Annotated in this window: 16 protein-coding genes and 1 tRNA gene; 8 read left to right on the plus strand and 9 right to left on the minus strand. The window is 69.6% G+C overall.

Going from position 1 to position 24,060, the window contains the following annotated elements; genetic code table 11:
• Window positions 1-442: 442 nt before the first annotated feature.
• Entirely contained in the window at window positions 443-1,645 is a 1,203-nt protein-coding gene (locus tag ACFWPA_RS16615; RefSeq protein WP_378571019.1) for a hypothetical protein, read from the plus strand.
• Between the two features lie 237 nt (window positions 1,646-1,882).
• Here ACFWPA_RS16615 and ACFWPA_RS16620 read toward each other — a convergent pair.
• A tRNA-Gly gene (locus ACFWPA_RS16620) sits at window positions 1,883-1,953 on the minus strand.
• Window positions 1,954-2,047: 94 nt separating this feature from the next.
• On the opposite strand from ACFWPA_RS16620, the gene dcd reads away from it, so the two are divergent.
• Both dcd and ACFWPA_RS16630 read left to right on the plus strand, forming a co-directional pair.
• Window positions 2,048-2,626, plus strand: a complete 579-nt coding sequence (gene dcd, locus ACFWPA_RS16625; RefSeq protein WP_378508972.1) for a dCTP deaminase — start codon at window positions 2,048-2,050, stop codon at window positions 2,624-2,626.
• Between the two features lie 208 nt (window positions 2,627-2,834).
• Window positions 2,835-4,133, plus strand: coding sequence for an Hsp70 family protein (locus tag ACFWPA_RS16630; protein ID WP_378571021.1), 1,299 nt, complete (start codon window positions 2,835-2,837; stop codon window positions 4,131-4,133).
• A gap of 309 nt (window positions 4,134-4,442) precedes the next feature.
• On the opposite strand, the gene bluB is transcribed toward ACFWPA_RS16630, so the two are convergent.
• A complete protein-coding gene (gene bluB / locus ACFWPA_RS16635; protein WP_378571041.1) occupies window positions 4,443-5,051 on the minus strand; it encodes a 5,6-dimethylbenzimidazole synthase in 609 nt (202 codons plus the stop codon).
• A gap of 134 nt (window positions 5,052-5,185) precedes the next feature.
• Here bluB and ACFWPA_RS16640 point away from each other — a divergent pair, with 134 nt between their 5' ends.
• A complete protein-coding gene (locus ACFWPA_RS16640) occupies window positions 5,186-6,376 on the plus strand; it encodes a beta-mannosidase (protein WP_378571023.1) in 1,191 nt (396 codons plus the stop codon).
• Window positions 6,373-7,422 carry a beta-mannosidase gene (locus tag ACFWPA_RS16645; protein ID WP_378571025.1) on the plus strand — a complete coding sequence of 350 codons (1,050 nt, stop codon included), beginning with the start codon at window positions 6,373-6,375 and terminating at the stop codon, window positions 7,420-7,422. Before ACFWPA_RS16640 ends, ACFWPA_RS16645 begins: the two co-directional genes overlap by 4 nt.
• Window positions 7,423-7,426: 4 nt before the next feature.
• Here ACFWPA_RS16645 and ACFWPA_RS16650 read toward each other — a convergent pair whose 3' ends face one another.
• The 5 genes from ACFWPA_RS16650 to ACFWPA_RS16670 all read right to left on the minus strand — a co-directional run bounded on the left by ACFWPA_RS16650 (window position 7,427) and on the right by ACFWPA_RS16670 (window position 15,347).
• A complete protein-coding gene (locus ACFWPA_RS16650) occupies window positions 7,427-9,085 on the minus strand; it encodes a glycosyltransferase family 39 protein (RefSeq protein WP_378571027.1) in 1,659 nt (552 codons plus the stop codon).
• The gene (locus tag ACFWPA_RS16655; protein WP_378508967.1) at window positions 9,082-10,566 is read right to left on the minus strand and encodes a glycosyltransferase; all 1,485 of its coding nucleotides are present in this window, start codon (window positions 10,564-10,566) and stop codon (window positions 9,082-9,084) included. Before ACFWPA_RS16655 ends, ACFWPA_RS16650 begins: the two co-directional genes overlap by 4 nt.
• Window positions 10,563-12,053, minus strand: coding sequence for a hypothetical protein (locus ACFWPA_RS16660; RefSeq protein ID WP_378508966.1), 1,491 nt, complete (start codon window positions 12,051-12,053; stop codon window positions 10,563-10,565). The genes ACFWPA_RS16655 and ACFWPA_RS16660 overlap by 4 nt, the downstream gene beginning before the upstream one ends.
• Before the next feature lie 4 nt (window positions 12,054-12,057).
• On the minus strand, window positions 12,058-14,022 hold the full coding sequence (locus tag ACFWPA_RS16665; protein ID WP_378571029.1) for a hypothetical protein: 1,965 nt from the start codon (window positions 14,020-14,022) through the stop codon (window positions 12,058-12,060).
• Window positions 14,023-14,090: 68 nt separating this feature from the next.
• Window positions 14,091-15,347 carry a pyridoxal phosphate-dependent aminotransferase gene (locus tag ACFWPA_RS16670; RefSeq protein ID WP_378508964.1) on the minus strand — a complete coding sequence of 419 codons (1,257 nt, stop codon included), beginning with the start codon at window positions 15,345-15,347 and terminating at the stop codon, window positions 14,091-14,093.
• A gap of 141 nt (window positions 15,348-15,488) precedes the next feature.
• On the opposite strand from ACFWPA_RS16670, the gene ACFWPA_RS16675 reads away from it, so the two are divergent.
• Window positions 15,489-16,889, plus strand: coding sequence for a carotenoid oxygenase family protein (locus ACFWPA_RS16675; protein ID WP_378571031.1), 1,401 nt, complete (start codon window positions 15,489-15,491; stop codon window positions 16,887-16,889).
• 90 nt (window positions 16,890-16,979) lie between these two features.
• Window positions 16,980-18,140: an alkane 1-monooxygenase gene (locus ACFWPA_RS16680; RefSeq protein ID WP_378571033.1), complete on the plus strand. Its 1,161-nt coding sequence runs from the start codon at window positions 16,980-16,982 to the stop codon at window positions 18,138-18,140.
• A gap of 185 nt (window positions 18,141-18,325) precedes the next feature.
• Here the strand turns inward: ACFWPA_RS16680 and ACFWPA_RS16685 are convergent, their stop codons facing one another.
• Both ACFWPA_RS16685 and ACFWPA_RS16690 read right to left on the minus strand, forming a co-directional pair.
• A complete protein-coding gene (locus ACFWPA_RS16685; protein ID WP_378571035.1) occupies window positions 18,326-19,276 on the minus strand; it encodes a hypothetical protein in 951 nt (316 codons plus the stop codon).
• A 529-nt stretch (window positions 19,277-19,805) separates the two neighbouring features.
• Entirely contained in the window at window positions 19,806-22,943 is a 3,138-nt protein-coding gene (locus tag ACFWPA_RS16690) for a (Fe-S)-binding protein (RefSeq protein ID WP_378571037.1), read from the minus strand.
• Between the two features lie 351 nt (window positions 22,944-23,294).
• On the opposite strand from ACFWPA_RS16690, the gene ACFWPA_RS16695 reads away from it, so the two are divergent.
• Window positions 23,295-23,966 (plus strand): ammonium transporter, encoded by a 672-nt coding sequence (locus tag ACFWPA_RS16695; RefSeq protein WP_378571039.1) that lies wholly within the window; start codon window positions 23,295-23,297, stop codon window positions 23,964-23,966.
• Window positions 23,967-24,060 lie beyond the last annotated feature (94 nt).

Raw genomic sequence — 24,060 nt, forward strand, 5'->3', positions numbered from 1 at the left:
CACTGCGGTGTACCGGACCGAGCCGTGGCAGTTCAAGCGGGTCCTCGCGCTGATCGAGCACTGCACTGCGCGCGATTTCGTCCGTGAGGTGTTCGAGCACCATCGCGGCGTACATCGGGTGTTCACCGCCGATGCCTTCCTCGCCGCGTACCTGGTCACACCGATGCTCGGCATCCCGTTGCACCAGACGAACGTGACCGCGGTGGTCCGCGGGTGGACCGGCTCGCAGCGCCGAGCACTGGGACTGCCGTCGCACGCCGACATCACGTACAAGTCCGTCAACGACGCACTACGTCGAATGATGTGGGCGTGTCAACCATCCCGGTATCCGGAGTGGACCGGACGTGCCTTCGCGCAGGCCCTGCTCGACGCATCCCTCTGGTGCCATCCACCGACTGGGGCCGTTGCGTTGGATTCGACGGACGTCTCGACGTGGGGGAGAGTGAATTTCCGCAAACCGCGCGTCGATGCGGATCCCGACGGGCTGCCGCCACCCGATCACCCGCTCGCGCCTCCGGACCCGAAACATCCGCACGCTCGGCGGCGTGGGCATCAACTACCGAAGGCGCGCGTCGGCAAGGACACGAGGTACATCTATACGGTGGATGTCACTGCTCGGATGGGCTGGCGCAGCGCGGAGTTCGAGGAGACCTGCTACTTCTGTGGATACGACCTACACGTGATCACCGATGTCCCCGCCGCTCCTGGCCTCGGGCCGGTGGTGCAGGTTGCACGCGCGATGAACCTCACCCCGGCGGGATCGCACAAAGGTGAGGGCGGACTCCCCGCAGTTGAGGCACTGCGAGATCGGATCCCGAAACCTCGCCAACTCATCGCGGACCGCGCCTACAACAACGTCCGCAACGGCACGTTCGCGATCCCGGTATGGAAACTCGGGTACACCACCATCTACGACCTGCACCCGAACCAACGCGGCATGCACCCCGGACCGAAAGGCACACACACCATCTGGATTGACGGGGTTCTCTACGCGGACAGCCTCCCCGAAAGCTTGTACGACATCGACCCGATCGACACCGACATGAAGGAGAACGAACGCGTCCGGGTCGAGCGCCGGCACCAGGCGCGGCAGGCGTACGCGTACGTTCCGCACGATGCCCGCCACCTCGGCGGGGCGCAGCGCTACCGCGGGCCGGCCGTGCCAGCTGTGCGGGTGCGGTGCCCGAACAACCCGATCTCGATGCGAGCGCCGCAGGGCGTGCCCACCACGTCCTGCGTTCGTGGCAAGGAATGCGGGTGCGGCCACACCATCACCCTGCACGACACCGACTACCCCGACATGAGGATGCCGTTCCAGCACGGCACCCTGGCGTGGGAGGCGTCGTATCACCGACGTGTCGGCATCGAGAGCGTGTTCGCGGACTTGAAGCAGAATCGGCTGCACGTGCACCGTGGCTACTTCCGCGGCTTCGGAATCAGTCGCTACACGCTACTCATCGGTTTCACCCTCGCGGCACTGAACCTTCTCAACCTGCACGACTGGTATTCCAAACGCGAACGCCTCGATCCGTGGGGCCGTTTCCTGGGCGAGCCCGAGCCTGTCCGCCGCATCGGTATGCGGCCGCGTCGTTCCGTATCCCGGCGCCACGCGGAATCCTCGTCTGCTGCTCGGTTCGGCAGATAGCCACCTCGCACCGGAAGCGAAATCCACGGATTCCGCGGCTCGACCTCGACCACATCACGAAAATCGCTGCTCACCAACGGTCGTGAGCGTGCACGCGGGCCTGTTTGCGTTGCAGCGGAAGCGAGAACTGGCCGTCTACGTCGGCTTTAGTGCATTCGCGCGGGAAATCTGATTCCGATTCCGTCTGCGGGTCCAATAGGTGAACCCAAGAGGCCCCAAAGGGTGAACACCCTATTGAGCCGATGACGGGAATCGAACCCGCGTATTCAGCTTGGGAAGCTGATGTTCTACCATTGAACTACATCGGCACGCTGGGCAAACGCCACCCTGCGAGTGGTGCAAGTCCCTGCGAGCGGCAACTCTAGCAGACGCCTGCTCGGTCGTGCGTCTACCCTCTAGGTCGTGCTTCTTTCCGACCGTGACATCCGTTCCTCCGTCTCCACTGGCCGTCTGGGTATCGATCCGTACGAAGAGTCGATGGTGCAGCCGTCGAGCGTCGACGTCCGCCTGGACCGACTGTTCCGGGTGTTCAACAACACGAAGTACACGCACATCGATCCGGCGCAGCAGCAGGACGAGCTGACCAGCCTGGTCGAGCCGGCGGAGGGGGAGCCGTTCGTGCTGCATCCGGGGGAGTTCGTCCTCGGGTCGACGCTCGAATTCTGTTCCCTCCCCGATGATCTTGCCGGACGGTTGGAGGGGAAGTCGAGCCTCGGTCGGCTCGGTCTGCTCACCCATTCGACGGCCGGGTTCATCGACCCCGGCTTCAACGGGCACATCACCCTCGAACTGTCCAACGTCGCGAACCTGCCGATCACGCTGTGGCCGGGGATGAAGATCGGCCAGCTGTGCCTGTTCCGGCTGACCAGTCCCGCGGAGAACCCGTACGGCAGCGCATCCGTCGGCTCCAAGTACCAGGGGCAGCGGGGCCCGACGCCGTCGAAGGCATACCTGAACTTCGCGAAGTCGCCGACGCCGTAACCCCCGACACCGGTGGGCAACACCGGATCGTCGCCGGACAGCGGAACCGCCTCGGTGGGAGGCTAACGGCCGGCTACCGGCTCCGCCCGCGCGGGCTGTCCGATCTGTCCGGACGGGGTCTGGCGCGGCGTTACCGGTTGGTTAGACTGCCCCGGGTTCGTAGTGCGCGCAATCGGGGGCGGGCACGCCGACAGACAAGGACGACGCGATGAGCGCGGTGCTGGGAGTCTCGGTCGGGGCCAGTGCTGTCCGCATGGCCACCCGCACCGACCACTATCACTCGGCCGATCAGCCGGGTGCCTTCGAGCAGCAGGCCGTCGACGTCGTCACCGGCCCGGTCGAGGACCTCGCCGCCCAGTCCATCGGGGTCCTCCTCGAACACGAATGGCACGGCGACATCGGCGCCACCGGCATCGTCTACGGCAGCGGAGTCGACGCGGACGCCATCCACGCCGCGATGGCCCGGCAGCACCTGTGGAACTACCAACTGGTACCCGAGGCCGCCGCCGTCGTCACCCTCCTCGAGAGCGTCGGGCAGCTCGGCCCCGACACCCACACCCTCGTCCTCTACGACCTCGGCAGCACCGGCGTCACGATCAGCGTCGTCGACCGCTACACCCGCAGCGTCATCACCAGTGAACGCAGCGACGTCGTCGGCGGCGACCAGTTCGACGCCCTCATCGCCGAACAGCAGGTGCGGGAACGGGGCCACGAACGACCCGTCGACACCTGGGCCGCAGCGGAACTCACCGCCCGCTGCCGCACCGCGAAGGAGCAACTGTCCACCATCGGCGCGGTGTGCCTGCCGGGGGATCGCGGGCTGATCCTGCTGAACCGGGAACGGTTCGACGCGCTCATCCGGGTGCCCGTCGAGGGGTCCGCACGGCTGGCCCGCGAGGTCATCGCCGCGTCCGGACGTCGCCCCGACGTGCTCGTGTTCCTCGGTGGGGGAGCGCGCATTCCACTGGTCCAGTCGGTGCTGCAGGGGTGGCTGGCGCTGCCCATCGTGCAGCCCCCGGAACCGGAGATGGTCGCCGCGCAGGGCGCCGCACTGCTCGCGGCACCGGTCGAGGCGACCCCGGAACCCGCACTGCCCGAACCGAACTGGTCGGACACCGCGACGACCCCCGTCCGCCGCCTGCCGGGCGGGGCGACGCGCAAGCAGCTGGCCCTCGCCGGGTCCGCCGCGAGCGGACTGCTGGTGATCGCGGCGATCGGGCTGGCGCTCGACCGCGGCGACGACACCACCAGTCAGCGTGAGCCGGCCGTCTCCGAGGTCATCGTCGAGCAGACGACCCCGACCACCACCCCTCCGCGAACGACCACCACCACAACGACGCCGACTCCGACGCTGGCCGCGCCCGTGGTGACGGCGGACCGGGAACCGTCCACCACCGCCGAGCCGACGCCGCCGCCCCCGCCGGGACCGCGGTACCTGAACCTGCCCGCACCCATCCAGATCGAGGTCCCGCCGGGGCTGCAGCTGCCGCCCGGCATGGTGCGCTGACCGCGGACGTTCGGCCCGGTGGGGAAATCAGATCCCCCTGGGGCGCGGCATCGCGCGCGGCGTCAGGGAAGTGAGCGAAGAAGAAGGCTGGGATCCCCCCAGCGGGGTGGCGGGGTACAGGGGGGTGTCTCCCCGCCACCGGCTCGATTGCACACAGGGGGGGAGGTGCAATCGAGCGTGCTGGACACCATTGGTGTCGTGTCCGAATCTACCGTGTCTTTCCCGATCTGTCTCACCGGGGGTCGGATTTCGTGGCGAGGTTCCGGCCACACCCGCGCCCGCCTGTGCGCGGCGCGACATTCGTGCAGGTCAGAACGACTCGCGGTGCACGGCCTCGGACAGCGGGCGCGCCTCGCGCCAGCCGAACCGCACCAGGTCGGGCGTGTCCTGGAACCGGGACACCGGGCCGACGCACAGCCACGCGATCGGCCGGATCGGCGCGGGCACCTTCACCAGCTCGGTGAGGAAGTCCTCCTCGTAGAACGACACCCACCCCACGCCGATACCCTCCGCGACCGCGGCCAGCCAGATGTTCTGGATCGCGAGCACCGCCGAGAAGACGCCGGTGTCGTCGACGGTGTGCCTGCCGAGGATGTTCGCTCCGCCGCGGCTCGGGTCGTAGGTGACGACGATGCCGGTGCCGGACTCGCGGATGCCCTCGACCTTGATCGGATCGAACGTCTCCTGCCGCTCCGGCGGCAGCGAGTCGGCGAAGTTGCGGCGGCAGCCCGCGACGTGGTCGGCGAACGTGCCGAGGGTGGCCGGATCCTGCACCACAACGAAATCCCACGGCTGGGTGTTGCCGACGCTCGGCGCGTTGTGCCCGGCCCGCAGGATCCGCGTCAGCTGCTCCTCGTCGATCCGGTCACCGGTGAATTCGGCGCGCACGTCGCGGCGCATCCGGATCGCGTCGTACACCGACAGGGTGGGGCCGCTCTCGGCGGACGCAGCAGGGGCGTTGTTCACATCGCTGGACACGAATCGACCGTATCCGATCGGCCACGCGACGCCGTCGCCGCGCGGCGGTTCGGGTCCGGCGGTAACGTCGGACCATGGTGTCCACAGCGTTCGCTGCACGCTGGGCCCGGGCGGCCCTCGTCGCGGCGGTGATGATTCTCGGGGTCGGGGCCCTGTCCCCGGCGGTGAGTAACGCCCAGACCGGTGGCCGGGTCGGTGCGGCGGGCACCGGCCTGACCCTCGACGGCCAGCCGTGGTGGCCCGCCGGGTTCAACGCCTACCAACTTGCGACGGACTGGTCGATCAACCACGGCTGCGGCGCCCAGGTGGACCTCGACGCCTACTTCTCGGACCTGCCGCCGCGCACCGTCACCCGGTTCAACGCGTTCGAGGCGTTGGCGACGAACAAGACCACCGGGCAACGGGACTGGCGCCCGATCGACCGCGTCTTCGAGGCCGCGCAGCGGCACGGCCAGCTGTTGGTGCCGGTGATGGCCGGGCAGGAGGGGCCGTGCGAGGACGAGCAGTTCAAGCAGCACGACTGGTACATCGAGGGCTGGAAGACCCAGCAGCACGGCCTCGAGCCGTCGTTCCAATCGTGGATCGGTGCGGTCGTCGACCGCTACAAGAACTCGTCCGCACTGGCGGCCTGGGAAACCGTCGGTGAGCCGGAACCCGGTGTGTGCATCGGGGATTGTGTGCTCCGTGTCCGCATCTGCCCACCCGACGCCGCGGTCGTGCTGCGCAACTTCATGGACGAGGCCGGCGAGGTGATCCGTCGGCACGCCCCCGGTGAATTGATCACCGCGGGACTGGTCGGCGGCGGCCAGTGCGGCAGCGCGGGCGAGGAATACAAGTACGTGAACGACTCCCCGAACGTGGATGTGCTGCAGTACCACGACTATCACTTCAACGGCATCCCGCTGCCCGGCGACATCTGGAACGGGTTGGAGGTTCGGATCCGGCAGGCGCGGGAGCTGAACAAGCCGATCGTGGTCGGGGAGATCGGGCAGATGGCGGGCGCACCCTGCGAGACCCTCGAACAGCGCGCCGCGGACGTCGATCACAAGATCGGCGGGCAGCGGCTCGCGGGCACCGCGGGCGCGATGCTGTGGTCGTTCGTGCCGGATCCGCGGCACGACCTGTGCACCTTCGATGTCGGCCCGGGTGACCCGCTGTTCGGGGTGCTCGCGAAGTACACCACCGTCGGCTCGGTGCCCCCGCCGATCCCCGATCCGGGCACCGGCGGCGGATCCTCCGGTTCGGCAGGCTCCTCGGGCAGTTGACGACGGTCACCGGTCCGGTGCGGGCGCGGGTCGGCGCCGCAGGCACCGGGCTCACCCTCGACGGTCGACCGTGGTGGCCCGCCGGGCTGAACGCCTACCAGCTCGGCACCGACTGGTCGATCAACCGCGGCTGCGGCGCCCAGGTGGATCTCGACGGCTACTTCGCGCTGCTGCCCGCCGCCACCGTCACCCGGTTCAACGCCTTCCAATCCCTCGCCGTGAACAAGCACACCGGCAGGCTCGACTTCACCGCGCTGGACAACGTGTTCGCCGCGGCGCACCGGCACGGGCAGCTGCTGATCCCCGTCCTCACCGCGCAGGACGGGGCGTGCGAGGACGAGCTGTTCAAGCAGCGGGCCTGGTACGTCGACGGCTGGCGGGAGACCGCACCCGGTGTCCCGCTGTCGTTCGCCGACTGGGTGGACACCGCCGTCGCCCGGTGGCGCGGATCGCCCGCGCTTGCCGCCTGGGAAGTCGTCGGTGAACCGGAGACGAGTGTCTGCCCCGACGGCGACTGCGACTTCGCGAACCGATTGTGCCCCGACGACGCGGGGGCGGTGCTGCGCCGCTTCATGGACGTGGCGGGGGACCGGGTGCGTGACCTGGACCCGGACCGGCTGATCACCGCGGGGCTGACCGGGGGCGGGCAGTGCGGCACCGCGGGCGACGACTACCGGTACGTCGGCGCCTCCCCGAACGCGGATGTGCTGCAGTACCACGACTATCACGCCGACGGCGTCGCCCTGCCCGGCGACGAGTGGAACGGGCTGGCCCGCCGGCTCGAGCAGGCGCGGGACCTGGGCAAGCCGCTGCTGGTCGCGGAGATCGGGCAGGCCGCGGGCGGCGGGCTGTCCCTCGCGGACCGGGCCGCCGACATCGAGACCAAGATCCGCGGGCAGCGGGCCGCGGGTACCGCGGGGGCGTTGCTGTGGTCGTTCGTCCCCGACCCGCGACCGGCACAGGCCACCTACGACATCGGTGCTGGCGATCCACTGTTCGGGATCCTGGAGCGGCACACCACGGTCGGTGCCAGGCCGCCGTACTGAACGGCTACTCGGCGTCCGGACCCTCCGGCACCCGGTACAGCCGCCAGGTCGGCTGGTCGGCGCCCGTGTTCGGGATCTCCAGCTCCAGCGTCGCCACGGCGCCGCCGTTGTCGAAGATGGTGGGGTAGCGGCGGTTCACCGCGTCCGACGCGCCGCGCCCCGAGGTGGGGATCGCCAGGATGTACTCGATGCCGTGCCCGGCCGGGTCATTGAGCGCCGCCACGAAGTCCCGGTCCGACGGCACCACGAACTGTTTCGGGTTCGTCGACGCCGCGACGATCGCGAACCCGTACACGGTGTCCATCAGCACCGATCCGTCCGGCAGGTTCATCGCGTCCAGGTAATCGGCGATCTGCCGTTCGGTGGCGAAGGTGTCCATGATCGCGCGCTGCTTCGCCTGCTCGGCCGGATCGTCCTCACCCCCGCCGAACAGCACCCCCAGCGCATACTGCTGCACCGACAGCTGCCGGTGCGCCATCCCGGCGAGCGTGATCGGCAGGCTCGCCGCCAACGCGAGCGTGGCGACCAGCGCAGCCACCGGGAGCCGCGGCTGCCGCACGTCCCGCTCGCGGGTATATGCGCCGGGACGCCGGGACGGCAGGGGACCGCGCGCGGGACTGAACTGCAAGGCGTACACCGCGATCAGCGGGATCACGCAGATGTAGAAGCGCAGGAACGGGAACGTCACCCCGGTGACATACGAGTACGTCTGGAACGCGAGCACCGACCCGAACAGCAGCGTCGGGACCAGCACCTCGAGGTCGCGGCGGCGGACCGCCAGCACCGCGACCGCGGGCACCAGCAGCGGCAGCGCCGGCGCCAACACCAGCATCGACGCCGCCGAGAACCCGAGCGCGGACAGCCCCGCCTCCGACGGGCCACCGGACTGGGCGAGGATCTGCGCGTTGCCGTAGCCGGACTGGAACTGCGCGAACAGCTGCCCGGTCAGCAGCCAACTCGTCACCGCCCACACCGACACCGCGAGGGCGCCCGGCGCGACGACGATCACCGCGTCCAGCAGCGCCGACCGGCGGGCGTGGCCGCGGGACCGGCCCGCGCGGAGGCGGGTGAGGACCGCGACGAACACGGCGGCCGTCGCGATCGCGGCCGCGGCGTCGTATCTCGTCAGGTAGCCGAGCCCGAGTGCGACGCCGACCGAGATCAGGTCGTGCACGTCGTCGGTGCTGATCCAGCGGATCAATCGTCGTGTCGCCCAGCACATCAGGAACACGAACGGTGCCTCGCTCATCCCGGTGGCCCCGTAGAACAGGATCATCGGGTTCAGCGCGAACAGCAGCGTGACGGCGACCTGCTGCCAGCGCGGGGTGCCGCGGTCGGCGGCGATCCCCCAGATCTGCGCGACCGCCGCCGCCATGAACGCGGCCGACATGATCACCCCGGCAAGGCCGTAGCGGGTCAGCTCCGGGATCCACGGGCTCAGCGCGACCAGCGGCAGCTCGACCAGCGAGGTGAGCGGGGTGAAGATGAACCCGATCTCCGCGAGGTGCGGGTCGCGGCTGAACAGTGCGCCCTGCGCCGACTGCACCCGGCTCAGGGCGTCGCCCATCAGGAAGTGGTAGCGCAGCGCGAGGACGAACCCGAGGACCAGGTAGACGACGAGGGCGGCGGCGAACACGCCCTGCACCGGCCGCAGGCGCCTCACTTCCGCGCCCCCGTCGGGGCCACAGTCGGCTCGGTCGACGGCTCGTCGAGACCGTGGAACGTCTTCTCCCAGTACGACGGATTGCGCAGCAACTGCCAGCAGCCCTTGATCGCGGCGATGCTCATCAGCAGCCAGTACAGCGGCACCGTCAGGCAGGCCAGCAGCAGGCGCGGGTCGCGGCCCTCCCGGCAGCCGACCAGGTTCAGGAAGATCGTGACCGCGTTGCCGAACACCAGGCAGATCAGCGCCGGGTAGTAGACCAGCGGCGGGAAGATCTCCCCGATCTGCAGCGGCTGGCCCAGCAGCCACGTCAGGGTGATGAACCAGAACACCATGTTCAGGCAGGCGATGATCGGGGTGCCGGCCAGCAGCAGGGTGAACCGCAGGAACGCCAGTGACCCGATCTCCCGCCACAGCCGCAGCGGCCGCCGCGTGTGCACCAGCCATGTCTGCAGATACCCCTTGTACCAGCGGGACCGCTGCCGCAGCCAGTTGATCGCGTCGCTGTTGGCCTCCTCGAGCGTGGTCGAGTCCAGCACCGCGGTCTTGTATCCCTCGGCCGCGATCCGCACGCCGAGGTCGGCGTCCTCGGTGACGTTGAACGGATCCCATGCACCGATCTCGTCGAGCACCGACCTGCGCAGATGATTCGACGTGCCACCCAACGGGATCGGCGCCTTGATCCGCATCAGGCCGGGCAGCAGATAACTGAACCAGACGCCGTACTCGACGGTGAACCACCCGGTGAGCAGGTTCTGGGTTCCGTTGCGGAACGCCAACTTCGCCTGCACGCACACGACCCTCGGGTCGAGGCGGGCGAACGTCGCGGCGACCCGGCGCAGCTGCAGCGGCTCCGGGATGTCCTCCGCGTCGTAGATCGTCACGATCTCGCCGGTCGCCAGGTGCAGCCCGTAGTTGCAGGCCTTCGGCTTGGTCCGCGGATCCGCCGCCGGGACCAGCACCACGGTCGCCACCTCGTCCACCCCGGCCGCGGCTGCAGCGGCGATGGTGGTGGCGTCGTCCTCCTCGAGCAGCAGCAGGATCTGCAGCTTGTCCCGCGGGTAGTCGAGTGCGCCCATCGCGGCGATCAGCTGTGCGATCACCTCGGTCTCGTTGTAGGCGGGCATCAGCACCGTGTACGTCGGCAGGTCCGCGTCCGGGATCGCGCGGGCCTGCTCGTCGGTGACGGTGTGGATCGCGTCGGCGGGCAGGCCGCGCCGGAAGATGATCAGCCGGTCGATCAGCGTCAACACGTACGCGACGGTGCTCAGCGCCGTCCCGACGATCAGCGTCGGCGTCGGGAAGAACGCCAGGCACACCACCGCGACCACGGCGATCACCAGCAGCAGGTTCCGTTGCCACGGCACGAACGCCCGTGACGCCGACGCCATCGGATCCCGTTCGCGCAGACCGTTGACGGCGTCATGCAGGGCCCGCTCGCGGAACTCGGGGGAGCGCTGGGGATCCGGTGACTCGGTCACGGCGCCGCCTTCCACTGCTCGGCGACCAGCTCGCGGCCGAGGGTCGAGAGCAGGTTCACGTCCTTGAACGACGGGTGCTGATCGATCTGGATCGCGTTGCCGCGCAACAGCACATTCAGGGACTGGCCCGCGACGGCTGCCGTCTGTGGATTCAGTTCCGGGAACGTCGCACCGGGATCGTGGTTGTCCACCGACAGCAGGTTCACCACCTGGGTGACGTCGCCGCGCTGCCAGATGAACTGCAGCTTCGTCCAGGTGAGGAACAGGTTCTCGTCGACGACGGTGTACAGCCTGCCGATCACATCGTGACCGAGGTCGACGTCGATCGTCTCGGACCGGCGGCTGCCCAGCGTCGAATACAGCATCTCGCCGGGATACACGGCCAGGGTCTCGGGCTGGTGGGTGCGCATGTTGTCCACCACGACGCTGCGGACCCGGTTCTTGGTGTCCCACTCCGGGTTCACCTCGTCCGCGCGCAGCATCTGCCGCACCAAGGTGGCGTCCGGGCCGAAGAACATCGGTGCCCAGTCGACGGTGTCGAGGGCGGTCTCGGTCCAGCCGTCCGGCACCCGCAGCCACGTCTCGCCTGCCACCTCCGGCGGTCCGGGGTCGACGTGGACGGTCACCGGCGGCGGCAGCGGCGAGAACGCCTGCGCGGCGGTCGCGGCGATCAGAATGACGACGGCAACGCCCACCGACCGAACTGTCGGCATGCGCGGCGCCCGGATCGAGATTCCCGGGTCGGTGCCGCGTCTGGCCAGCAGGATCAAGGAGGTCAGGCACACCACCACGCCAATGACCACGGCGGGCAGCGACCGGAGCAGCGGAGTGTCCGACGCGGGCCACAGGGCGTCCACGGCGGCCACCATCGCCAGGCCGACGACGAGCGTGATCAGCGCGGCGATCACCCCGCGCTGCCACGTCCGCGCGACGGCGATGCCGGTCGCGACGGCGACCATCACCACCAACGTCGCGCCGGCGGCGAACCACGATCCGCCGAGCGTGATGACCAGGGTCCGGTAGCCCCACGGCGTGAACGCCAGGTACGCCAGCCACACCGGCCAGTACCGGCACGTCGCGCGGGTGCCGAACATCAGCACGCACGCGCCGAAGACGAACACCAGCGCGGACAGCAGGTCCAGCCGCAGCAGCAGGAATTCCTCGCGGTACCGCGGCACCAGCCAATACGAGATCGCCAGCGATGCACCGAGCGCGATCGTCCCGACGATGTAGTCGACCTCGCGGTCGTGGATCGGCAGCTCGCCGTGCCTGCGCCGGGTGACACCGATACCCATCGTGATCCCGAGCAGCGGCAGCAGCATCAGGTACCAGAGCAGGCCGGTCTCCGCCGAATCGGGCAGGGTGCGCAGCGTCGACGCCCAGAACCCGACCACCAGGCACGCCGCGATCACAGCCCAGCGCACCGCGAGGGTGGCGAGCGCGCCCGGCCGCCCGGTCGACGCGGGACGTTCCGCGACCGTGACCATGACGCTAGGTCGTCGACCGGGGCTTGCGGCTGGCCACCCACACCGCGAGACCGCCGAGCAGGCCGAGCGCCAGCACGCCGCCCGCCGCCGCGAGCACCCCGCGAACGGTGGAACTCGACGTGGTCTCGGGGGTGGGCTCCGTCAGCGACGACAGGTTCACCGGCTCCCGGTCCGCGGTCTGGAACAGCACGTCACCGGTCAGGGTGAACCAGCGGTTCCGGTCCGCCTGCAGCCAGTCCAGGATCCGATCCAGGTTCTCCGGGACCGCCGTCGACGTCGCGACGAGCAGCATCCGCTCCTTGTTCGCGTCCCAGGTCGCCTGGACGGACCCGAACTGCAGCGTCGGGACGTCGACGGTGCGACTGTGACCGGAATCGTTCGGATCGGCCAGCTCGATGGTGTCCTCGCCGGTCCGGGTCAGCGGCAGCGCGATCGAGTCCGGCAGGCCGCCGTCCGGGGCGACCAGGATCGTCGGCGACGTCGAGTTCACCGCGTCGTCGAACGACACCAGTTCCGGGCGCATCGGGGTGACGGTCATCGCCTGCAGGCCGGTGGTCAGGGACAGTGCGCGGCGCAGGTTCGCGAAGGTGTTGTCCTGCAGCCCGACGTCGACCGTCGGCAGCAGCGCCTGCGGCAGCGCGCCGAACCCGGCGGGGCTCGGCGGCGTCGCGGTGTCGCTCGTGACCGGGCTGGCCGGGTCAAGGGTCAGCGTCACCGGTTGCGTCGACCCGCAGGTCATGACGCCCGCGACCTGCAGCGTCACCACCACCTCCGTGTACCGGGTGAGCAGGTCGTTCGGGATGTCCACCCACTGGTCGATGCGTCCGGTGTCGTCGACCGGCCAGTGCGCCAGCGTGGTGTCGCCGACCGTCACCGTGATCTGCCCGTTCTGCGCGCTGGGCAGCGGCGTGTAGTTGCCGAGCAGGTGCACGGTGACGTCGTCGGAGGGGCGGCCGAGCCGGGTCTGGTCCAGGCCGACCACCACCCGCGCGCGGCCGGTCGACGTCGACGTCAGCTGGGTGACGCCGAGGTCGCTGAGCGTGGTGGCGTCGGGGGCGAGGATGGGCGCGGTGTCGAGGGCGCCCGCGGTCGCGGTCGACGCGACGACCACCTCGGCCAGTGAGTCGACCAGCAGCCGGGTCTGATCCAGCAGGGTCGCGCCCTGCCCGGACAGGGTGAGCACCGGGACGTCGGCCGCCGACGGCGACAGCTGCACGGCCGGGCTGTCCGCTTCGGCGATCACCACCTGGCGTTCGAACTGCCCGACCGGCTGGTCGGGCATCGACCGTCCCGCGGGCAGGGCGCGCAGGTCGACGACGGTGCCCTGGTTCGCGTAGTGCGCGGTGACCGCGGTCCCGAACTCCAACGCGGCCGCGGACTCGTCGGGAGTCGGGTTCTCCGGCACGTACAGGTCGAGGCGCTGCAGCACCGGCGGCAGGAAGTCCGCGATCACCGCGGGCTGGATCTCGTTGCCCGCGTAGTCGATCGACGCGTCAACGATCGACAGCGAGTCCTCCGACCAGTCCTCGGCGCACCACTGGTCGTCGAGCGGCGCCAGATGCGAGCGCAGCTGCACCTGCGCGGCATTGTCGGTGATCGGCACCCCGGCGAGCGGGATCGTCACCGGCGCGGTCGGCGCCCCCGCCGGAACGTCGATGCGACTGAGGATGCGGCCGCCCGCGACCGCGTCGATCCAGCCGCGGCCCGACCCGGCGGGCACCTGAATGGTGCCGCGCAGCGCGGTCGGGACCATCCCCGGCGGCACCGGAAGGTGCAGGCTTACCGTCGCGTCCTGCCCGGGGAAGTTCAACGTCCGCCCGAGTCCGACGGCGGGCAGCCCGAGCGTCGCGTCCTGGCGGGCGGGCACCGGCTGCGCCAGCGCGGGCGACGCGGCCGTCACACCCAGGACCGCGGCGGCCGCAACACAGGTTGCGGCCAAGCCAGCGCCGCGACGTACACGTTCGGACATCCGTCCTCCTCGAGTCGACCCCTTCGACCCTACGAGCGGAACGGCGCCGCCGCGCGGTGGACGCGCCGCTACTGGCTGTAGCTCGCCAGGAAGTTCCCGAAACGCTCGATCGCGACCGCCAGATCCCGCGCCCACGGCAGCGTCACGATGCGCAGGTGATTGTGGTCGACCCAGTTGAAGCCGGTGCCCTGCACCATCAGGATCTTCTCCTGCAGCAGCAGGTCCTGCACGAGCTTCTCGTCGTCGTGGATCTCGTACACGTTCGGATCCAGCCGCGGGAACGCGTACAGCGCACCCTTCGGCTTCACACATGAGACGCCGGGGATCATGTTCAGCCGCTCCCACGCGACGTCCCGCTGCTCGAGCAGGCGACCGCCGGGCAGGATCAGGTCCTCGATGCTCTGGTAGCCGCCGAGCGCCACCTGAATGGCGTGCTGCGCAGGAACATTGGGACACAGCCGCATCGAGGCGAGCAGGTTCAGCCCCTCGAGGAAGCTGGTCGCGTGGTCCTTCGGGCCGGTGATCGCGACCCAGCCGGACCGGTAGCCCGCCACCCGGTACGCCTTCGACAGACCGTTGAACGTCAGGCACAGCAGGTCCGGTGCGAGCGTGGCGAGGGAGATGTGCTTGGCGTCGTCGTAGAGGATCTTGTCGTAGATCTCGTCGGCGAGCAGCAGCAGCGAGTGCTTGCGCGCCAACGCGACGATCCGGCTCAGCACCTCCTGCGAATACACCGCGCCGGTCGGGTTGTTCGGGTTGATCACCACGATCGCCTTGGTGCGCGGCGTGATCTTCGACTCGATGTCCGCGATGTCCGGGTTCCAGCCGTCCGACTCGTCGCACAGGTAGTGCACCGGGGTGCCGCCCGCCAGCGACGTCGTCGCCGTCCACAGCGGGTAGTCCGGCGCCGGGATCAGCACCTCGTCACCGTTGTCGAGCAGCGCCTGCATCGTCATCGTGATCAGCTCGGACACCCCGTTGCCGAGGTAGACGTCGTCCACGTCCAGATCGGGGAACCCGGGGACCAGCTCGTAGCGGGTGACGATCGCGCGCCGCGCCGACAGGATGCCCTTCGACTCGGAGTAGCCCTGCGCGGTCGGCAGCGCCGCGATCATGTCCCGCATGATCACGTCCGGTGCCTCGAACCCGAACGGCGCCGGATTGCCGATGTTCAGCTTGAGGATGCGGTGCCCCTCCGCCTCCAGTCGCGCGGCGTGCGCGTGTACCGGGCCCCGGATCTCGTACAGCACGTTCTGCAGCTTCGCGGACTGGGTCAGCACGCGCGGCTGGGTGTGGGTGTGGTGGGAGGGCTCCGAGACGGTCACCCGTCCATGGTGCCACTGTCGGTAAAGCGATTTACCCGCGGGGAGCCTCCGATCAGCGCAAACCGTGCGCCGAACGGCTGCGCGCCCGCGCCGAGGGGAGGACGATGGGACGCGGTCAGTGCCGACTTGGAAGTGGTTCACATGAGCGCACCCGGAATTCCTCGCCCCGCCCCGGTCGACGTCGCGCACCACACCCACCTGACCGGGGTGTTCGCGCCGCAACGCGCCGAGGTCGACGTCCCCGACCTTGAGGTGATCGGCGAGATCCCGCCGGAACTGCACGGCGCCTACCTGCGCAACGGGCCGAACCCGCGGTTCGATCCGATCGGCAACTACGTGTACCCGCTCGACGGGGACGGGATGGTGCACCGCATCGAACTCGACGGTGGCCGCGCCAGATACACGAACCGGTTCGTCCGAACCCCGATGGTCGTCGCCGAGGAACGCGCCGGGCATGCCATCTGGGGCGGCGTCACCGACCTGTACACCCCGGGCGTCGACGAGGTCGGCCCCGAACTGGCGGGCACCGGCCGGGACCTGCCCGACATCAACGTCGTCCGGCACGGCGGCAGGCTGCTCGCGATGGCGGAGGCCGCCCCGCCGTACCGACTCGACCCGACCGACCTGGCCACCCTCGGCAGGGACACCTGCGACGGCGCGATGGCGGTCGGCAGCACCGCGCACCCGAAACTGGACCCGGTGACCGGTGAACTGGTGCTGTTCACCTACCTCCTCGACGCGCCGTACCTGACCTGGTCGGTGGTCGCGGCGGACGGGACGGTGGCGCGGGAACCGACGGTCGTCGAGGGCCTGCGTGAACCGCTGATGATCCACGACATGGCGCTCACCGAACGCTACGTGGTGCTGGTGCTGTGTCCGCTCGTGTTCGACCTGGCCGCCGCGCTCACCGGCGGCGCGCTGCTGGACTGGCGCCCCGACGACGGCACCCGGGTCGCGCTGATTCCCCGCGCAGGCGGACCCGTCCGGTGGGCGGACTGCGAGGCGTTCTGGGTGTGGCATTTCGCCGGTGCCCGCGACCTCCCCGACGGGCGGGTGCAGGTGGACTACGCGCAGTGGGCGTATCCGGGCGGGTTCGCGGACCTGGACGCACCATGTCTCGGCGGACTGGTTCGCGCGACCGTCGACCCCGACCGCGGTCGCGTCGACCGTCAGATCCTGCATGACCGGGACGTCGAATTCCCCCGCATCGACGACCGCACCCTCGCCCGCGCCCGCGGCCGGATCGCGACCATCGGCAAACGCGGCCCCCGCGACGGCCACATGGACTCGCTGTGGTTCTTCGACCCCGACGCGGGCACCGAGACGTCGTGGGATCCGGGGCCGCTATCCGTCGGCGAACCGATCCACCTGCCCGGCACCGGATCCGACTACTGGGGGATGCTCGGCACCGACCGGGAGACCATGGCGTCGTGGTTCGTGATCCTGCCCGCCGACGACCCGGCGTCCGGGCCGGTGGCGCGGGTCCGGATGCCGATCCGGGTGCCCGCCGGACTGCACGGGGTGTGGCTGCCGCAGATGTGACCGAGACGACCCTCCATCGCCTTGTCGGGTGCGCCCAAGTTGGTGATACTTACCGGCGCGTTAACAAGCGCAGGCCACTAGGACATCGGCATGGGAAGTGACGTGACCACCGATATACACCCGGTGAGTGAAGAACTCACCTCGGCGCCTGGGACCCCGTGGCGGGATCCCAGGCGTTACTTCTGGTTGCTGGGCCTGCTGGCCCCGCTCAGCCCCTTCGCGGCGTGGGTGCTGGTGGAGCTGTTCGGGCTCGGACTGTTCTGGGCGGCAGGCGCGATCCTGCTCGTCGTGATCATCCCGCTGGTGGACCTGGTGTCCGGTGTCGACAAGTCCAACCCGCCGGACCGGGTGATGGCCGCACTCGAGGACGACCGGTACTACCGCTGGTGCACCTACCTGTTCCTGCCGATCCAGTTCGCCGGGCTGGTATTTGCCTGCTACATGTGGACGACCGCCCCGATGGGCTGGCCCGAACGGTTTGCGATGGCCGCGACCGTGGGCGTCGTCGCGGGTGTCGGGATCAACGCCGCCCACGAACTCGGCCACAAGCGCCCGCAGCACGAGCGGTGGCTCGCGAAGGTCGCTCTCGCGCAGTCGTTCTACGGGCACTTCTACGTCGAGCACAACTTCGGGCACCACCTGCGGGTCGCCACCCCGGACGATCCGGCGTCCGCGCGCTACGGCGAGTCGTTCTGGGCGTTCCTGCCGCGGTCGGTGGTCGGGGGCGTCCGCTCCGCCTGGGTGTACGAGAAGGCCCGCCTCGCCCGCCGCGGCCTGCGCACCTGGAGTCCGCGCAACGACGTCCTCAACGCCTGGGCGATGAGCATCGCGCTGTTCGCGGTGCTGATCGCCGCGTTCGGGTGGAGCGTCGCGCCGTGGCTCGTGGTGCAGGCGGTGCTCGGCTTCACGTTCCTCGAGGCAGCGAACTACCTCGAGCACTACGGGCTGCTGCGCGCCAAGAAGGCGAACGGACGCTACGAGCGCGTCGCCCCCGAGCACAGCTGGAACAGCGACCACGTGTGCAGCAACGTCTTCCTGTACCACCTGCAGCGGCACAGCGACCACCACGCAAACCCGTTGCGCCGCTATCAGACCCTCCGCTCGATGCCCGACGCCCCGCAACTCCCCGCCGGCTACGCGGTGCTGATCGTGCTCGCCTTCGTGCCGCCGCTGTGGCGTCGGGTGATGGACCCGCGGCTGCTCGAGCACTACGACGGCGACCTGTCCCGGATCAACCGCGTCGGCACGTAGCCGCGCCGGTCGCCCTGTGCACAGGGGTGTTGTGGGGTGCGCGGGGGTTTTCGGCGTGTAGTTCGTGTGTGGGTGCGGGGACGGGTGTGTGCACAGGGGTTCTGGTGTGTGCGGCGGTGGACGGGTGCCGCGGCGTCGTCAGTGGGCGTGTGCCAGGGGTTGTCGTGCGTGCGGCCGAACGACGACTATCCGACCGGCGGCATACGGACGATGCGTCCAGTGGGTGGCTCGGACCGCCGGGCACGGTTGAGCGCGCGCCGGATCCGGTCGGCGATCACCTCCGGCGTCGTCAGCTCCTCCCACGTCCAGCGCACCACCTGCCAGCCGGCGTCCCGGATCGCGTCCTCCCGCTTCTTCTCCGCGACCAGCACGTCCTCCGGGAGCGTGCCGTCCGGGACGAGGCGGCCGTACTTGGACAGTCCGTCGAACTCCCCGACCACACCGTTGAACAGGAAGTCGACGCGACCGAGCAGGACGCCCTTGTGCGAGTGCAGCTCCGGTTGCAGGTCGGGCAGCGGCAACTGCTCGCGGACGAGGAGTGCGCGGCTTCGGGTCTCGCCGACGCTCTCGGAGCGGCCGTCCGCCATGCGCAGCACTCGACGGATCCGGTGAGGGTGCTTGCGCGCGGGCGTCAGGGCGGCCTCGAGTGCGGCCTGATCGACGGCGCCGACGTGCAGGGCGTGGTCCGCGGCGACGAGTGCCTGCTCGAATCCCAGAGTCGCGGCCAGGTCGACGACGGTCCGCGCAGGAGTGGTCACGCGGAGACCGTCGACCGTCGTGATGTCGCTGTCCGGTAGCGGTACCGAGTGCACCCGACGCCGGCGGCTCAGGCTGCCGCCCGACGACCTGTTGCGGGTCAGGTGCACCCGCGCCAACGGAGTGCTCCACAGGTCGAACCCGTGGACCACCGCCGCCGACTGATGGCTCAGCACGGCCTCCGGTGACGCGACATCCAGCACGGCCTCGGCAACAAGCCGGTGGCGCGCCTCGGCACCGAGCTCGAGGTAGGCCTCCGCGTGGGCGAACCGCCCGGGATGCAGTCGCTTCCACACCCCGGTCCGGCACTGCCGCTGCAGTTCCCGGTCGGTCGCCCCGCGCCGCAGCGCCTCTTCTCGTCGAATGAATTGTTCCCCCATGCCGATATCGTGCCCGGCCTCGACGCGCCCGCACACCCGTCGACGCCAACCTGTGGATAACTGCGCGCAAACTGTGGACAACGTCGTTGTCGGACGCGGTGGCGTGCGCTATGGGTGGTGTCCGATTTGGCCTGTGCACAGAGGGATTCCCTGGCGTGCAGGGGTTTTCGGCGTGCAGTGGGGGTGTGCGTGCGGGAAGTGGTGTGTGCACAGGGGTGTTGCGGGGTGCGCGGGGGTTTTCGGCGTGCAGTGGGGGTGTGCGTGCGGGAAGTGGTGTGTGCACAGGGGTGTTGCCTGGCTGACACCGTCGGCGTCGGTCGCGTCGGTCGCGCTGGGCCTGTGTGGTCGGCGGGGGTGTGCACAGGGGTGTTGCGGGGTGCGCGGGGGTTTTCGGCGTGCAGTGGGTGTGTGGGTGCGGGAAGTGGTGTGTGCACAGGGGTGTTGCGCGGGGGGTGCGGGGCGGGGCGCCGGGCGCCGGATGCAGAACGCGCCCCCACCGATGCGGTGGGGGCGCGCTGTGCGTGCTGCGCTACTTGCGGCCGGGGGCCTTGGCGCCACCCTTGAACCCGAGCCCGCCTGCCTTCGGCTGCGGCGGTGCCGGGGACTCCGCTGCGGGGGCCGCAGGAGCGTCCGCGACCGGCTCGGCAACCGGTTCGTCGACGGGGGCCGCCTCGACCGGTGCGGCCGCCGGAGCCGCGGGGGCTGCGGCCTTCCGCGCACCGGGGGCCTTCGCGCCACCCTTGAACCCGAGCCCGCCTGCCTTCGGCTGCGGCGGTGCGGGCGCCTCGGCTGCGGGCGCCACCGGCTCCTCGACGGCCGGGACCTCGGCAGCAGGCGCGGGCGCGGCAGCAGGCGCTGCCTTCTTCGCTCCGGGTGCCTTGAGCCCGCCCTTCATCTGCAGTCCGCCGGGCTTGGCGACGGGAGCCGCCGGGGCCTCAGCGGCAGGCGCCGCAGCGTCGGCCGCCGGTGCGGCGGGGGTCGCGGCCTTGGCGCCCGGTGCCTTCGCGCCGGGTGCCTTGAGCCCGCCCTTCATTTGCAGTCCGCCGGGCTTGGCGGTCGGCGCGGCGGGAGCCTCGGCTGCGGGAGCGGAAGCGCCAGCGGCAGGAGCGGCAGCCTTCGCGCCGGGCGCCTTGAGCCCGCCCTTCATCTGCAGCCCGCCGGCCTTCGCGGCGGGGGCGCCTGCGGCGGGAGCCGCACCGCCGCCGGGAGCCTTGAGCCCGCCCTTCATCTGCAGCCCGCCCGCCTTGGGCGCGCCGCCGGGTGTCTTCGCGCCACCCGGTGCCTTGGGGCCGCCCTTCATCTGCAGCCCGCCCGCCTTCGGGGCCACCGGCGCCGCGGCGGGAGCTGCCGCGGCCGGAGCCTCGGCGACGTCCTCCTCCGCGACCGGTGCGGCCTCGGCGACGACCGTCTCCTTCGGCTTCTGCACGACCTTGATGTTCTCGGTCAGCTGCGCCGAATCGAGGCGGGTGATCGACTCGAGCATCATCTGCGCGACGTCCACGACCTCGACGCCCTCGCCCTGGCCCGACTCCTGGCGTGCGGTGACGCCGTCGGTGAGCATGACGCGGCAGAACGGGCAGCCGGTCGCGATCTTCTTCGGATCCGTGGAGAGAGCCTCGTCGACGCGGTCGACGTTGATCCGCTTGCCGAGCTGCTCCTCCATCCACATGCGGGCACCGCCAGCGCCACAGCACATGGACCGCTCGCCGTGCCGCGGCATCTCCTTGAGGTTGGAGCCGGTCGCGGCCATCAGCTCACGCGGCGCGTCGTACACCTTGTTGTGCCTGCCGAGGAAGCACGGGTCGTGGTAGGTGACGTCCTCCTGCACGGAGGCGACCGGGATCAGTTTCTTCTGCCGCACCAGGCGGTTGAGTAGCTGGGTGTGGTGGACGACCTCGTAGCGGCCGCCGACCTCCGGGTACTCGTTGCCGAGCGCGTTGAAGCAGTGCGCGCAGGTGACGACGATCTTGCGCTTGGACTCCTCGACGCCGTCGAAGAGGTTGTCGAGGACCTCGATGTTCTGCATCGCGAGCTGCTGGAACAGGAACTCGTTGCCCGCGCGGCGTGCGGAGTCGCCGGTGCAGGTCTCCTCGGCGCCGAGGACCATGAACTTCACGCCAGCGGTGGCGAGCAGCTCGGCGACGGCCTTGGTGGTCTTCTTCGCGCGGTCCTCGTATGCGCCGGCGCAGCCGACCCAGAACAGGTACTCGTAGTCCTCGAACGTCTCCGCGTCCTTGCCGAAGACCGGGATCTCGAAGTCCATCTCGGAGATCCAGTTGAGCCGGTCCTTGGAGTTCTGGCCCCAGGGGTTGCCCTTGTTCTCGAGGTTCTTGAACAGGCCAGCCAGCTCGGACGGGAACTCCGACTCGATCAGCACCTGGTAGCGACGCATGTCGATGATGTGGTCGACGTGCTCGATGTCGACGGGGCACTGCTCGACGCAGGCGCCGCAGTTGGTGCACGACCACAGCGTCTCGAGGTCGATGACCGGGGCCTGCTCGCCCGCGGCGACCAGCTCGGCGGTCTCACCGACCAGCCTGCGCTCGGCCTCCAGCCGCGCGGCCTCGGGAATCTTCGCGAGCGCGGCCTCGTCGACGTTACCGTCGGCGTCGACCAGGCCGACCTCGTCGCCGCCCATGTCCTTGCGGCCACCGGCCAGCAGGTACGGCGCCTTGGTGTAGCCGTGGTCGCGCAGCGACATGATCAGCAGCTTCGGGGACAGCGGCTTGCCGGTGTTCCAGGCCGGGCACTGCGACTGGCAGCGTCCGCACTCGGTGCACGTGGTGAAGTCCAGCCAGCCCTTCCAGGAGAAGTCCTCGATCCGTCCGGCGCCCAGGGTGTCGGTGTCGGGGTCGACGTTGTCCATGGTCAGGGCCTTGCCCTTGGACATCATCGGCTTCGCGGCGCCGAGGGCGACGTCGCCGTCGTCCTCACGCTTGAAGTAGATGTTCGGGAACGCGGAGAAGCGGTGCCACGCGACGCCCCAGGTGATGTTGCGGCCGACGACGTAGAGCCAGACCATGCCGGACATCAGCTTGACGAACGCGAAGATCGAGATCAGCGTGACGTTGGCCGGGATCACGTTGGCGATCAGGCCGGTGATCGGGTCGGTCCAGCTGGAGTGGCCCTGCAGCGACAGCACGCCCGCCTTGACCAGCACCATGCCGATGCCCTCGGTGAGCACGACCCATTCAACGAAGTAGGCGGGGCCGAACTTCGATCCGCTGAAGCGGGAGAGGCGCGCGGGCAGTCGCGGGTGGTTCAGTTGCCGGATGACCATCAGCGTCACGATGCCGACGACGGTTCCGACGCCGAGGATCTCGTCGCCGAGGTGGAACCACCAGGTGTCACCGATCAGCGGCCACGACCAGGTGGGGTCGAAGGTCTGGCCGTAGGCCATGAACCAGAACTGCGCGCCTGCCAGGAAGCCGATCATGACGAGCCAGTGCGCCCACCCGACGGTGCGGAACTTCTGCATCCGGGTGTGCGCGATGAACTCGACGATCATCTGCTTGAAGCGGGGGAAGAATGGGCGCCAGCGGTCGGGCGCGGACTGCCCGATCATGACTGTCTTGCCCATGGTCCAGGCCCCGCTCAGGAACGAGGCCCAGCACACGAGGCTGAGCAGTACGCCGATCGTGCCCAACGTGATCGTCAGGGCGTTCATGTCACGGCCTTTCCTTCTCCAACGGCATTCGGCAACGGCAACAAGAGTAAGCCACCGTAAGTTACCCGCCGGTAGCATGGTCGTTCAAGACGGCATTCGTCGCTGCGTGTGCCGGTCATCGGCCCGGCGTCGCAGTAGTGCTGTCGGACACGGTAAGTCCTCGGCTATCGGGCGTTTAGTGCAGGTGAACCTAACTTGGACAACCGACCGGTAACTTAACCTCGCAGAATGAGGGTGTCCTTACCCTCGCTCAACGACATTGTTCTCAGCCGTCTCACAGACTAGGGTTCGCGTGATTGTGTGTCTTTTCGCGCGCAGCGCGCGTCTGCAACTCTGGAGGGGAATCACAGAATGAAGCTCAGGAAGTTCGCCGTCACCTCGATGCTCGCGGTCGCCGCGCTCGGTGTCGGCGCGGGTACCTCGTACGCCAACCCCGCCGCCGAGGCTCCCGAGACCATCGACTGGAAGTCCAACATCGAGGGCACCTCCGTCGTCACCACGATCGACGCAGGCGCGTTCAAGGTCTCCGGTGACGGCAAGAACATCGAGCTGCAGGACGGCAACGGCAACGCGGTCGTCAGCCTGCCGCTCGCCTTCCAGCTCAACACCCTCCAGTTCCCGATGGAGCAGAAGATCAGCGAGGACGGCAAGACCGTCACCCTGACCCCGGTCTTCGACCTCGGCAAGGCCAAGCCGATCGCCGGTGACGCCACCGCGCAGCCGATCGCGGGCGCCGGGCTCGCCATCAAGGACATCGCCTCGCCCGAGGAGAACCTGATGGCACAGCAGACCTTCAACTCGCAGCTTGCCGTCGCCACCGCCTCCGGCGGCCTCATCGGCACCATCATCGGCGCCGTTGTCGGCACCTTCGTGATGCCTGCGGTCGGCACCGTCGCGGGTGCGGGCATCGGCGGCGTCGCGGGCACCGTCCTCGTCGGTGGCCCGACCCTGATCGCCGCGGGCATCGGCCTTGGGCAGACCCTGATGGCCGAGCCGGGCACCACGGTCTACGCGAAGAAGTAGTCCACGCGCCACGCTGAGCGGCCCGTCACCTCATCGAGGTGAGGGGGCGTTTGGGGTTTGGGGGGCTCCCCTGGCGGTAAACGCGGGGAGGGCG

This window comes from Rhodococcus sp. NPDC058505 (assembly GCF_042720095.1).
Lineage (GTDB): Bacteria > Actinomycetota > Actinomycetes > Mycobacteriales > Mycobacteriaceae > Rhodococcus_G.